At 64.0% G+C, this 13,054-nt stretch carries 8 protein-coding genes; 3 read left to right on the top strand and 5 right to left on the bottom strand.

The features are described 5' to 3' along the window. Positions 1–129: 129 nt before the first annotated feature. Together JO965_RS10745 and JO965_RS10740 are read right to left on the bottom strand one after the other, a co-directional pair. Entirely contained in the window at positions 130–1,107 is a 978-nt protein-coding gene (locus tag JO965_RS10745) for an alpha/beta fold hydrolase (RefSeq protein WP_203443612.1), read from the bottom strand. A 71-nt stretch (positions 1,108–1,178) separates the two neighbouring features. Next, on the bottom strand, positions 1,179–3,938 hold the full coding sequence (locus tag JO965_RS10740; protein ID WP_203443611.1) for a winged helix-turn-helix domain-containing protein: 2,760 nt from the start codon (positions 3,936–3,938) through the stop codon (positions 1,179–1,181). 609 nt (positions 3,939–4,547) lie between these two features. On the opposite strand from JO965_RS10740, the gene JO965_RS10735 reads away from it, so the two are divergent. After that, positions 4,548–5,219, top strand: coding sequence for a hydrolase (locus tag JO965_RS10735; RefSeq protein WP_203443610.1), 672 nt, complete (start codon positions 4,548–4,550; stop codon positions 5,217–5,219). Between the two features lie 83 nt (positions 5,220–5,302). Here JO965_RS10735 and JO965_RS10730 read toward each other — a convergent pair whose 3' ends face one another. Continuing rightward, positions 5,303–6,613, bottom strand: coding sequence for a hypothetical protein (locus JO965_RS10730; RefSeq protein ID WP_203443609.1), 1,311 nt, complete (start codon positions 6,611–6,613; stop codon positions 5,303–5,305). Positions 6,614–7,487: 874 nt separating this feature from the next. Between JO965_RS10730 and JO965_RS10725 the strand changes: the two genes are divergently transcribed. Beyond that, positions 7,488–9,041: an acetolactate synthase large subunit gene (locus JO965_RS10725; protein WP_203443584.1), complete on the top strand. Its 1,554-nt coding sequence runs from the start codon at positions 7,488–7,490 to the stop codon at positions 9,039–9,041. 370 nt (positions 9,042–9,411) lie between these two features. Beyond that, positions 9,412–10,455, top strand: coding sequence for an IS110 family transposase (locus tag JO965_RS10720; RefSeq protein ID WP_203439317.1), 1,044 nt, complete (start codon positions 9,412–9,414; stop codon positions 10,453–10,455). 480 nt (positions 10,456–10,935) lie between these two features. On the opposite strand, the gene JO965_RS10715 is transcribed toward JO965_RS10720, so the two are convergent. Continuing rightward, positions 10,936–11,961 carry an IS110 family transposase gene (locus tag JO965_RS10715; RefSeq protein WP_203443608.1) on the bottom strand — a complete coding sequence of 342 codons (1,026 nt, stop codon included), beginning with the start codon at positions 11,959–11,961 and terminating at the stop codon, positions 10,936–10,938. A gap of 188 nt (positions 11,962–12,149) precedes the next feature. Next, positions 12,150–13,043 carry a LysR family transcriptional regulator gene (locus tag JO965_RS10710; protein WP_203443607.1) on the bottom strand — a complete coding sequence of 298 codons (894 nt, stop codon included), beginning with the start codon at positions 13,041–13,043 and terminating at the stop codon, positions 12,150–12,152. Between the last annotated feature and the right edge of the window lie 11 nt (positions 13,044–13,054).

The following is a 13,054-nucleotide window of genomic DNA, read 5'->3' as shown; positions in this document are numbered from 1 at the left end:
TGGATTGCATCATCGGATTCTTTGGGGTCGTCCCGAGCCCCTGAGCGTTGGCTCTTGCCGTGGTGGCCAAGCCGAGACCTGCTGCCATTACGTCGCGTCTGGTGAGATGCGCGGAGATGGCGGTCGCGCTCATGGCTGGACCTCCGGTCCGAGGAAGCGCATGACCTCGTCCCCGAACTCCTTGGGGTACTGGAACAGGAAGGCGTGGCCCGAATCCGGATAGATGATCAGCCGAGCATTGGGGATCGCCTGCGCCAAGGCATAGGACTGGTAGGTCGGGATCATCACGTCCTCGTTGCCGTTGGCGACAAGGACAGGCTGGCGGATCGATCCGACGCGCCGCAGCAGCGAGGTCTCCGGCGTGCCGACGTCGCTCCCGGCCGAGAGCATCGCCTTCCAGGCCTTCTCGCTGACGCGCTCGGAAAACGCATCCGCTCTCAGGCGCAGGCGGGCCAGATGCTCCCGCCCGGCCGCCTGGCTCGTCGGCGTTTCCTTGAAGAACAGGTAGAGGAAGTCCTCGTCCGTGTTGACCGGCTTGGTGGCGACCTCGATCGCCTTGGCACGAAGGTTGGCGCCTTCGACATAGCCCGCCCCGCTACCGACGATGATCAGCCTGCGGACGAGTTCCGGCCGCTGGAGGGTCAGCTCCTGTGCCACCAGACCTCCGAATGAGAAGCCCAGCACGTCGACCTGGCGGTAACCCAGGGCCTCGATGAATTTGGCGGCATTCGTGGCCCAGTCGGCCATGCGAGCCGGCGCCTCACCTCCGGAGCGGGCGACGCCTGCATTGTCGAAGATGATGACGTGTCGCCCGGCTGCGACGTGATCGAGGAAGGCTGGATCCCACTCGTCCATCGTCCCGCGGAAGCGGTTGATCAGGATCAGCGGCGTCCCGGACGGGTTGCCCAAGGACCGATAGGCGTAGGGGATGCCGCTGATGCCGACCGTCTGCGTCCCGACGCAGGAGGCGCCACACGTCTTGGAGTACTCCTGTGGGGAGCGAGCGGCCTGTGCGGTTGCCGTGGCCGGAAACGCCACCGACCACATGATGGCTGCAAGGCCAGCCGCCGCAGCCCGGGGCAGTGAAAAGAATGTCCGTGATGTCATCGCACGTCCCTCGGAATTGGTTGCGTCTTCGGGTCGACGCAACCATGGCTCCGGTCGGCGATGTGAACCAGTTAAGCGGTGTTAAAGCGCGTTAAATCATTCGAGGTGCCAAGTGTGCCGGCAGCTCTGGTGGCCCACGCCATCGCGCCCTGTTCCCTCGCCAAGGCCAGGGACTGTTCGATCAGGCGACGGGCGTCCTCTTGGGCGTCGTCCCGCGTCATGAGCAACTGGGCGTACTGACGAAGGAGTTCCGGCACGTACCAAGCCTCTCCGGTCTGCCGCGTCAGCGCCAGGGCCGTGTCCAGCAGCCTCAGCGCCTCCTCGACGCGGCCCAATGCCTGGAGGCCGGAAGCAAGGACGGCGTGGAAAACCGTCCGGTAGAGATGGAAGCCCGCGCGCTCGAGCCGATCCTGCGCATCCCGGACGAGCGATACACCGGCTGCGGCCCTGCCCTGACGGATCAGGATGTCGCCCTGGAAGCACTCGGCATAGGCATGCCAGACATCGAGGGCATGGGCCTTAGTCCGCTCCAAAAGCATTCCCGTGTAGTGCTGCGCGCGCGCCAGATCCCCGGCCATCAGGTAGATCGGGCAGACGGCGTCGGACAGGACGTGGCAGGTGGTCAGGTTGTGATCCGTATCCAAGGCCGTCCCGACCATGTCCTCCACTTCGCCGAGAGCCTCCTTGGCGCGACCGCGCAGCCACAACACGCGGGCGAGCGTGATCCGCGCCGTGAGGCGCTGCTCGTACTGGAACCGGGCCAGATGGGCTCCGCTGGCCGGCGTACGATATTCGTCGAGCATGCGGCGCACATGCGCTTCGGCTCGTGGCTGGTCACCCAGGAAGTGCAGCGATCGCGCGCGCATTCTTTCGCCGATGAGCCGATCCGCTGGATCCCGCGAGCGCGCAGCCATCCGGTGGAATTCCTCTGCCATCTCGAGAGCAGCACGGGAATTGCCGCTGTTGGTCCGGTCCACCCAAAGAGCCCACAAGGCCCGCAACTGGAAGTCGACGTCGTCGATCCGCCGGGCGATCCCAAGCGAGCGTTCCCACGCCTTCGCGCCGCTCGGGCGGCCGGAGATCGCACGCATGTGCGGGAAGCCCAACGCCGCGTATAACATCATGAGACTGGAATCATCGGTTCGATCCTGGCGCTCGAGCCAGTCGAGGGCCTGACGGACCCTCATCAGGCACTCGTCAACCAGGGAGAGCTGATACCAGAGGGGGATGGCGGCGACCGTCAGTCCGACCCCGATCATGGGATCGCCCTGCGGGGAGAAAGCCCAGTCCAGGGCGGCCCTCAGATTCCCCATGTCCCGGTGATGGAGCGCGAGCCAATCGGTATCATGGGTGGCCTGCCATTGCCCGGCGGCTTGTCCGAAGAACCCAAGGTAATGCATGGCGTGGCGCCGGGATGCCTCTTCACCTCGGCCTGATGCCGACAGCTTCTCCGCCGCATGGGCGCGCGTCATGTCGAGCAGGCGATACCGGGCCGGATGGATGCTGCGGTCGGCCACGACCAGTGACTTCGCGACGAGGTCGCCGAGGCAGGCCGCGACGTCGATGGTTCCTCCGTCGGAAGCCACCGCTCGCGCAGCCTCCATCGTGAATTCCTTGTTGAACAGCGACAGGTGGCTGAGCACGAAGCGTTGCGGCTCGTCCAGGAGTGAGTGACTCCAGTCCAGCGCGGCGTGCAGGGTCTGGTGGCGCGGGAGCGCAGTGCGCCGCCCTCGCGTCAACCCATCGAAACTGTTCCGCAGCGAGACGGCAAGACCCTGGATCCCCAGGCTGTCGACCTGGGAGGCCGCCAACTCGATGGCGAGGCCGATGCCGTCCAGCCGTCTGCAAATCTCCCCCACGAGGGGAGCCTCGGCATCGCCCAGATCGTAGCCTCCGATGCCGTCGGCGACCCGCTCGACGAAGAGCTGTACGGCCGCGAACCCGAGAGCCGACGCCGCATCGTCCGCCTCTCCCTCGGATGGGAAATCGAGCGGGGCCAGGCGAAGGACCCGTTCTCCCTGTGCGCGAAGCGGTTCACGGCTCGTCATTAGGAAGTTGAGCTCAGGCGCCCTTGCAGCCAGCGCCTCCACCATCAAGGCAACGTCATCGATGAGATGCTCGCAGCAGTCGAGGATAAGAAGCATCGAGCGGTCGCGAAGCTGCTCGGCCAGTTCCGCGAGCTGATCCGTCGACCCGAGGACGCATCCTGCGCCTTTTGCGACGACCACCGGCAGCAATGCCGGATCCGTGAGTGTCCCGAGGTCGACGAAGGCGACACCATCCGCGTAGCGGTCGAGAGTGCGCTGGGCAAGGGAAACGGCGATGGTCGTCTTGCCGATGCCCCCTGGGCCGACGATGGTCAGGAGCCGGAGCTCGGCGAGCTGCCGGTCGAGCAGGTCGAGCTCCCCGTCCCGCCCGATGACGCGTCCACTTAGGCGTGGCAGGGAGCCCGTTGCCGGGGCAGGCTGCCGAGGCTTGGATATCGCCGCTTGAACCTCTCCGGCCAACTCATCCGTTTCATTGAGGGGGGCAACGAAGCAGTAGCCTCGGCCAGTGATGTTGGAAATGAACCGGTGGGGCTCATGTCCATCCCCGAGCGCCTTGCGCAGGGCGGCAACATTGACCCGGAGATTGGTTTCCTCGACGAAGGTTCGGGGCCAGACGATCGAGATCAGGTCTTCCTTCGAGACCACTTCTCCGGCGCGTGAGACGAGAGCAATCAGAATGTCCAGCGCACGGCTGCCGATCTTGATCGGCCCGCTGTCGCGCAGAAGAAGACGCTCGGAGGGGATGAGCGTGAACGGACCGAATCTGACATTGGCGTTCTTCATCTGGCTCAGGCATCAAGGGGCAGGCATGAAACTATGCCTAACAAGATGCCGAAAGGGAAGGAGGAATCAGGGATCCGGCCCGCGGCGTGTCATTGGGTTCCGAGGCGATGTCCGGTCACCGCCATGGGATCGCTCGCCGGGAATGTTGCTGCGAGCGCCTCATCGAGGCCATGCTTCCGCCTCAGGTCCTCCACGCCGTAACGTCCCGCCGCGTGTTGGAGGAACAGACGCGGCCGGAGTGCGTCTCGTGTTTCAAGAAAAGCGTTCCGGTGCCCTGCATCGGGCAGCGATGGGATAGTGGCGGAGATCTCCGGTCTCGCCTAACCAAGCTGGATTCGCTGGAAGCCATTCCGCACGCGACGCGCAAGCTTCGGCATCCGCGCGGCTTCACAAATATTTACACGGTTTAACTTCCGACCAGGCCGGCTCCGGGACAATGTGGTTGCGCCCATCGGCGGGACGCAAGGAACTCCGATGACGCACGCTGCCCTCCTAAGCTGTGTTTCGCGCAGGGAGAGCCCAGACCCGCCCGACCGGTCGTCGGTGCGCTGGTCGCTGCCCACGGTGAAAGCCAGCATCGAACGGAAGATCAGGACACAAGGACAAGCCATGACGACAGCTACGTCGACACCCGGTTCCAATCTCCTCACACCCAGCGATCACGTGCTGATCATGATCGACTTCCAGTCGCAGATGGCCTTTGCCACCCGGTCGATCGACGGGGTCATGCTGCGCAACAACGCGGCTTTGGTCGCCGAGGCCGCTGCCGGCTTCGGCGTCTCGACCATCCTCACCACCGTAGCGGAAAAGAGCTTCTCCGGCCCCATGTTCAGCGAGATCACGAACGCCTTTCCTGGTCAGAAGATGCTCGACCGCACCTCCATGAACGCCTGGGAGGACGCAGGCATCATCGAGCGCATCAACGAGATCGGCAAGAACCGCATCGTACTGTCGGGTCTGTGGACCTCGGTCTGCATCGTCGGCCCGGCCCTCTCGGCGCTTGATCAAGGCTTCGAGGTCTACGTCATCGCCGATGCCTGCGGCGATGTCTCCGAGGAGGCTCACGAGCGAGCGATGGATCGGATGGTGCAGGCCGGAGTGCGTCCGATGACGTCGCTACAGTACCTGCTGGAACTCCAGCGCGATTGGGCACGGACCGAGACCTACGACATGACCACGAGCATCGCGAAGAAGTACGGCGGTGCCTATGGGCTCGGCATCATCTACGCCAAGACGGTGTTCGGCGCGAGCGAGGGCTCTCACGCCCAGGCACCCGAATAGCGGTTGCGTTCCCTTTTGATCCTCGGATGAGGAACCGTCCTGATCAGGGCACGCGGTGCGGCCAGGCCCGACAACCCCTGGGACTAGCCGCCCCCGCCGCTGGCGAGGTTCGCCGGCATGCCGTCGACGGGAAGATCGAGCCCCTGCTGGAGGCTGCCCAGGCTGTATTCGCGGACGCGCTTGTTTATCGGGTCGCTGACGAAGGCGCTCTCGCCGATGATGGCAAGCGAGGGCATCGGGGTCTTGGCCCCGTAGGCACAATCGAAGGCAGGAACCGCATCGAACTGCGCCACCTGCTTCCAGGCTGGGGCCGCATCATAGATCCGCAGCTTGCCGTCAGCCGTCAGGTTGGCAATGCGCTTACCGTCGGAGGCGACCTCAAACTGGCAGATCGCCTGTCCATCCGGAACCTGGAAGATGTCCTCCGGCTTCAGGGCTTCCGCCGTGGGATCGATGCGAAGAAGCGCATCATAAGGACTCTTGTTGCCATAGTTGGCAATCATGTACTGGGCACCTTCACGCGCCTTGATCGTCGAGGAGCGCCGGTTGTCCGGATACCGCACCCGGCGTGACGTCCACTGACCGTTGGTCTTGGCAAGGACCAGTACGCCGCCGGCTTTGGCATCGCCCTCAGGCCCCTGAGCACAGCCGAAGACATGGACGTTGTTCAAGGACGCGTGCCCGTGGAATTCCTTGCACGACTTCTGTGGGTCGGACAGGTCGTCAAAGGAGGCCACAACCTTCCAGTCCTCGCCCTGGACGACCTTGAAGCCGTTCGAGCGCGAACTCGCCTTCTGGTCGCCCTTGGCGTACGGCTCGTTGTGCGTCGACACGAGCCACTCGTCAGAGCCGAGCGCAAACGCAATCCCGTGCTGGGGCGCAGGGCTCTTCCAGGTCAGCGCCGTCGGATTGGCCGAGCCCAAGGTGTCGAGCTTGATGAACGTGGCCCGAGGCTCGCTCGAACGCACCCATGGCCGTTGTCCGTCGAAGAACACGGCGACCCAGTCATTCTCGGAGACGACATGAGCCGGCACATCGCCGGTAAGGGTGTGGCCGAGCAGTTTAGCCTCCCCCTTCTCCACGTCGGTGTGATCGCCGTGGGATTCGTACGTCAGGCCGGTGTCGAGAAAGCGAACGGTACCCGCATCATCGCCCGTCTTGATGACCGTGTAGCGGCCATCTTCCGTCGTGGAGAGCACCGGATTGGCTTTTGGCATATCGAAACTGTGGGTAACCTCACCGCTGTCGAGATCAAGTACGCTGACTAGGGGCTTCTCGTGATCGGCAAACACAAGACGACCTCGCAAGACGGCGTGATCGTGCGCCAACGCGGCAGCCGTGAGCGCCACGAGAGATGACCCCATGGCAAAGGTCAGCATCGCCAATTTGTTCATGCAACTGTCCTCTGGTGTTGGGACGCAGAATGCGCTCCCGGGGCTCACCGTCTGGCGCAGCCCGATTCCCGTATAGTATACTGTACGTACAAGCACCGTATAATGTACGTCAAGGGGGATGATGCGATCGGGCCAAACGTCGAGTGTCCTCGGTGGGCTTCAAGAGAGCTACCTGGAGGCCCCAGGCCCGATCCAACAGGGCGGAAGCGCACGTGGCGAAGATCGAGATGGCGTTGTAAAGGACCGGCGGAAGGTCCGCGTCGGGTCAGGAGCCGAGATTCCCGCGCTTTCGGGACGTCCGGTTCGATGAGGATTGCTGCCTTTGAGCGTAGGTCTCAGGAGTGCCTGTTCCGGACCTTCGCAGCGCGGGCAGCTGGAAGTCTATACGGAGATTTTCAGGGGCACCCGAAAGGTTATCGGGACGGGCTCAAACTTCCCAGGCTCCCGCACGCGGGAGCCAAAGTAACCTCGTGCAGAGCGGCAGTTGGCTCGCGTAGGCATGTTCTGCGCAGTTACTGCCTCCTATCAACAGTTGTGGCGGGATCAATCAGGCATCGTGACAGGACCAGGGTTCGTGGCTGCGCTACCATAGGCTGATGAGATATCCCATGATCGACGCAAGGATGACATCGACGGGCCATCCGGTAAGCGATGCACTCTGGCTGGAACTCCACTTCCAAGTTGCCCGAGCTGAGTACGAGGAGGCCCAAGTCTTCGTCATCACATAAGGGCGTGTTCTGGCCTGACGCAGGGCCTTTCAGGCCATGGCAGAACAGGACTTGGAAAGCCGCCGAATGGCATGCGCACGGCTTCCCGACCGGAGGGATACGATCCCCCTCGGCTCCTGGGCCGAGATACGACAAGCGAGGACGATATGAACGGTGCCGACCGCCTGTGTGACGTGCTGCTCGCGAACGACGTGGACGTCTGCTTTGCCAATCCCGGAACCTCCGAGATGCATTTCGTGGCGGCGCTCGACCGCAAGCCGCGGATGCGCTGCGTGCTCGGCCTGTTCGAGGGCGTGGTCACTGGCGCCGCCGACGGCTACGCCCGAATGGCCGACAGGCCGGCCGCCACTCTCCTCCATCTGGGACCCGGGCTCGCCAACGGGCTCGCCAATCTCCATAATGCACGGCGCGCCCATACGCCGATGATCAACGTGGTCGGCGATCACGCCACCTATCATCTCCAACATGATGCACCGCTGACGAGCGATATCGAGAGCCTCGCCCGACCGATGTCGCACTGGGTCCGGCGGATCGCCGATGCCGAGAGCGTCGGGCCGGATACGGCCGCAGCCTATCAAGCGACCATGTCCCTGCCGGGCATCACGACCCTGATCCTGCCCGCCGATGCCGCCTGGGGCGCGGTGTCGGAGAGGCCGATCCAGCGGACTGTAGTCCCCAAGCCGGAGCCCTTGGCGGCAGAGGCGGTCCTGGCAGCGGCGAACGCCGTCCGCTCGGGCCGGCGCGCAGCCCTCATGCTCACCAGCCGGGCCCTGCGGGCGGATGCGCTCGAAATTGCCGGCCGCATCGCTGAAGCTACAGGGCTGCGGCTGACCGCCCAAGCATTCAACGGACGCATTGAGCGCGGCGTCGGCCGCGTCCCGGTCGCGCGGGTTCCCTATCCGATCGATCTGGCGCTGGAGATGCTGCGTGACGTCGAGGTGCTGATCCTTGTCGGCGCTGAGGTGCCGGTAGCCTTCTTCGCCTATCCGGGCAAGCCCGGGCGGCTCGTGCGTGACGATTGCGAGGTGATCGAGCTGGCACAGCTCGGGCAGGACCTCAAGGGGGCTCTCGCCTGGCTTGCAGACGAACTCGGGGTGCGGCCGGATAGGCCGGCGCCCATCCTCCGGTCCGCTGCTCTCGCAGACCCGCTGCCGGCGGGGCGTTTGACCGCGGATGCAATCTCGCGCGTCGTCGCCCGAATGATGCCGGAGAACGCCATCATTTGCGACGAGGCCATCACATCGGGCCGACAGTTCTTCGCCCTATCGCAGGACAGTGTGCCACATGATTACCTGCACATCACCGGCGGCTCCATCGGCATCGGCATCCCGCTTGCGGCTGGCGCGGCGATCGCCTGCCCCGATCGCAAGGTCATCGGCCTCCAGGCTGACGGCAGCGGCATGTACACGGTACAGGGGCTGTGGACGCAGGCGCGTGAAAACCTCGATGTGATCACCATTGTGTTCGCGAACCGCGCCTATGCGATCCTCCAGGGCGAGATGCGCAATGTCGGCGTGAACGAGTTCGGCCGCAATGCGCAGCGCATGCTCACCGTCGACGAGCCGGCGCTCGACTGGCTTGCGATGGCGAGGGGCCTGGGCGTAGAGGCAGGACGCGCCAGCACGGTTGAGGAGTTCGTGCGGCTCTTCGAGGGCGCTCTGTTGCGCCGCGGCCCCTTTCTCATCGAAGCCGTCCTCTGATGTGTCTCCGAGGCGGGGCCTCCCCGGCCTGACCCAGAGGCTTGAACATTTAGAACACTGACCCGAAGGCCGATAACAGATCTCCACCCACGGTTTGCCTCCAACCCATGGACTATTGGACGTCTGCAACGGGTCAAAGTATAACGTCAAAGTATAACATTGAGCGGATCAAAGGAAAGTCCGCTCAGCGCGCAATCGCGGAACTTGGGATAAGGTCAGCCCAGTGCCATGTGTGGACGGCTCCCTATTGGCAAGGGATTTATTAAACGCTTCTGCAAGGCTGGTCGATGCTGTTGGAGTGGACGGCCCCCTTACGGCATCGCTGTGCCAGAATGAGGTCGTTGCAGATCTCAGTCACAGGAGACCGTCCATGGACCAGATTATCCGCATCGGAATGGATACGTCAAAGCACGTCTTCCAACTGCACGGCGTGAATGCCGCCGAGGAGCCGGTGCTGCGCAAGAAGCTGCGGCGCCAGGATCTGATCACCTTCTTTGGCAAGCTTCCGCCCACCGTAGTTGCCCTTGAAGCCTGTGGGGGCTCGCACCATTGGGCGCGCCTTCTGCAGTCGTTAGGGCACCAGGTGAAGCTGATCGCGCCGCAATTGGCCAAGCCGTACGTCAAGCGTGGCAAGAACGATGCGGCTGATGCCGAGGCGATCTGCGAGGCGATGAGCCGGCCCACCATGCGCTTCGTGCCGGTCAAAACAGCCGACCAGCAGGCGGCCTTGATGCTGGTGGGCGTGCGCGATCGCTTGATCCGGCAGCGCACCCAGCTGGTCAACGTGATCCGCGGCTATGCGGCGGAGTTCGGGCTCATTGCCCCTAAGGGGCTGTGCCGGATCGAGCCTCTGCTGGAGCGGGTCAAAACCGAGGAGACCTTGCCGGCTCTCGCCCGGGAGCTGTTTGCGATGCAGGCCACGGAGTATGCGCAGCTGCAGGCCCGATTGGAGGAGATTGAAGATCGCCTCATGGCTTGGCACCGCGCCCATGAGATCAGCCGACGCTTGGCCAGGATTCCTGGGGTGGGTCCGATCGGCGCTGCGATGTTGGTGATGAAGACGCCTGCACCCGAGGCCTTTCGCTCGGCCCGCCACTTTGCCGCCTGGCTTGGCTTGACCCCGAAGGATCATTCCACCGCCGGCAAGGTGCGGCATGGGGTGATCACGCGGGCCGGTGACGAGGCCCTGCGCAGCGTGCTGGTGGTCGGGGCGACTGCTGTCATCCGGCAGTTGCGGCGCGGCCAGAGTGCGCCGCCTTCGCCGTGGCTGGTGGCGTTGCTCCAGCGCAAGCCGCCCAAGCTGGTTGCCGTGGCGCTGGCCAACAAGATCGCCCGCATTGCCTGGAAGCTGATGGTGACAGGGGAGAGCTACAAAGCCCCAGCGTCAGTATCGGCAGCGGCGTGCGCTGTGTAGAGATCAGCCCGACATGAGAACCCTTCAAGCGCTCTCGTGTTGAGCTGGTGTCGGACCTTGCAAGGAAGCGAGCAGATGGTGTGATCGATCGATCCAGACGGTGAGACACTCCGCACATGACTGTGGTCTGGCGAGGCCGCGGTGCTGTTGGGAACTCACAGAGCGGACGCCATCTTGGCCAGCGGTCATGTGTGACTGCAATGAAAGGCCGGACATATGACCGCAAGCGATCCGATCAAACCATGCCGAAATCTTCTTGCGAGGCGGGGGCCGTCCACATAGGCCATGTGTTCGACCTGTTGATGCGGTGCTTATGACCGCTGGCCATAATGCCCTCCGCGAAGGGGTCCCGACCAAAAGCTCGCATTCCAAGATGCTCTGGCACGAGTGGGGTGTCCCGCTTCCCGGTTCGACCGGATCCTGCATTAACGTCTGTTCGCCCTTTCCAACCTCGTGATCGCCGGAGCCTTCCGACGATGATTATGCCGCTTGTACAACAGGCTCCCGATAGTGCTCGCCCTTGGCCATGATCGCCCACACCATCCGGGCCATCTTGTTGGCCAGGGCCACCGCCGCTACCTTCGTGGCCCGCCGCGCCAGCAGTTGCACGATCCACGGCCGCTTCGTCCCGTGCCGCTGGGCAAAGCGGATCACTGCGAGTGCGCCCACCGTCAGCAGGGAGCGCAGGTAGCGGTTGCCCTGTTTGGTCACGCCGCCGAGCCGCTCCTTGCCGCCGCTGGAGTTCTGCTTCGGCACCAAGCCGATCCAGGCCGCCAGATTGCGCCCGGATGAGAAGGCCTTCGGGTTGGGAACATGGGCCACGAGAGCTGATGCGAGCAGCGGACCCACACCGGGGATCTCGGCCAACCGGCGGCTGACTTCGTTGGCGCGGTGGCAGGCGGTGATCCGTCGGTCCATCTCCAGGATCTGGCGCTTGAGCAGCACCAGTTGCTCGGCCAAGGCCAGGATGCAGGCCCGGGCCAGCTCCGGGATGCGCTCATCTTCGTTGCTGACCATGAGCAGCAACTCATCAACACCTTCCCGGCCGATCTTCGCCACCACGCCGAACTCCGCCAGGTGTGCTCGGATCGCATTGGTGAGCATGGTCCTCTGCCGCACCTGCATCAGCCGCACCCGGTGCAGCATCAGGGTGCTTTGCTGCTCGCACGTCTTCGTCTCGACAAAGCGCATGGTGGGCCGGGTGACTGCCTCGCAGATCGCCTCGGCATCGGCCATGTCGTTCTTCTGTCGTTTTACATACGGTTTGACATAAGCCGGCGGCATGAGCTTCACCTCATGACCGAGGCTCTGCAACTCCCGTGACCAGTGATGGGCGCTCGCACAGGCCTCGATGCCGATCAGACAGGGTGGCAGGGAAGCAAAGAACTTGAGCACCTGCCCTCGCCTGACCTGGCGTCGGATGATCACGACCCCTTCGGCATCGATGCCATGCACCTGGAAGACGGACTTGGCGATGTCCAGACCAATGGTAGTGACCGTGCTCATGGGCTGCTCCTGTGTCGCTGGCTGCTGACAACAGCCATGCTACCTCACCGCTGGGTGGGAGCCGTCCACAGCATCAAAGGCAGACCTTCCCAAGCTCCTTTGACTTCAGGAATGCTCCGATTGGAAGGTCCACCATTGCAAGGTGAGAGGAATGCTGACTGGACCGGGGGTGAATTGCAGGGCCAACGTCATGACAGTCGGACTCGAAGCCGCGGTGCCGCCCAGTCGATGAAGGCCCGAGCCTTGGGTGCGAGCCGACCTCCTTCGGGATAGACAAGGGTCACCGGCATGGGCTTGGGGGCGAACTCTTCGAGAATCGCGAGCAGGGCACCTGAGCGCAACTCCTGCTCGATTTGATATGACAGGAGACGGACAGTCCCCAGACCCGCCACCGCCGCGGCCACGGCAGCTTCCGTCGAGTTCACGGCCAGGCGCGTCCGCGGCTCGGCTGTCCAGGCGGGGCTGTCACCGCGATAGCGCCATTCGGGCGCGCGCTCGAAGCCCTGGAACGTGATGCCGTCATGCTGTGCGAGATCGCCTGGCGTATTGGGAACTCCGCGTCGAGCGAGGTAGGCAGGGCTGGCGCAGGCAATACGGCGGATCGCGCCAACCTTCGTCGCCCGTAAGCCGCCATCGACCAAATGGCCAATGCGAACGGCAACATCGACGTGTTCCTCGACTAGATCCACTTGGCGGTCGTTGAGGAAAAGCCGCAGGTCGATCTCTGGGTGCTCCTTCAGGAAGTCGAGGGCGATCGGCAAGACATGAATTCGACCGAACATCGTAGGCGCTGTCACGTGAAGCTCACCCCTGAGCGTAGTGTACTCGCCCGCCGCCTCGCGCTCTGCTTCCCCGACTTGCTCCAGGATGCGTTTGGCCGCCTCCACATAGCCGCGGCCCGCGTCGGTCAGCTCAACCCGTCGACTTGTGCGCACCAGAAGCTGGGCGTTCAGGTGCCGCTCCAGGTCCGCCACCTTGCGGCTCACCGTAGCTAGAGGCGCGCGCAGGCGGCGTGAGGCGGCCGACAGGCTGCCCTCCTCCACGACGGCGAGCAGAACGGCCATGGCGTCGAAGCGGTCCATCGTACCTTCCA

It is taken from the genome of Microvirga sp. VF16 (assembly GCF_016864375.1).
Classification (GTDB): Bacteria; Pseudomonadota; Alphaproteobacteria; order Rhizobiales; family Beijerinckiaceae; genus Microvirga.
The sequence above is the reverse complement of the archived record's forward strand: the minus strand, read 5'-3'. Positions and strand labels throughout refer to the sequence as shown.

Coding starts and splice junctions, on each gene's coding strand:
- JO965_RS10735 (WP_203443610.1), top strand. CDS start 4,548: ATGACGACAGCTACGTCGACACCCGGTTCCAATCTCCTCACACCCAGC.
- JO965_RS10725 (WP_203443584.1), top strand. CDS start 7,488: ATGAACGGTGCCGACCGCCTGTGTGACGTGCTGCTCGCGAACGACGTG.
- JO965_RS10740 (WP_203443611.1), bottom strand. CDS start 3,938: ATGAAGAACGCCAATGTCAGATTCGGTCCGTTCACGCTCATCCCCTCC.
- JO965_RS10710 (WP_203443607.1), bottom strand. CDS start 13,043: ATGGACCGCTTCGACGCCATGGCCGTTCTGCTCGCCGTCGTGGAGGAG.
- JO965_RS10745 (WP_203443612.1), bottom strand. CDS start 1,107: ATGACATCACGGACATTCTTTTCACTGCCCCGGGCTGCGGCGGCTGGC.
- JO965_RS10715 (WP_203443608.1), bottom strand. CDS start 11,961: ATGAGCACGGTCACTACCATTGGTCTGGACATCGCCAAGTCCGTCTTC.
- JO965_RS10720 (WP_203439317.1), top strand. CDS start 9,412: ATGGACCAGATTATCCGCATCGGAATGGATACGTCAAAGCACGTCTTC.
- JO965_RS10730 (WP_203443609.1), bottom strand. CDS start 6,613: ATGAACAAATTGGCGATGCTGACCTTTGCCATGGGGTCATCTCTCGTG.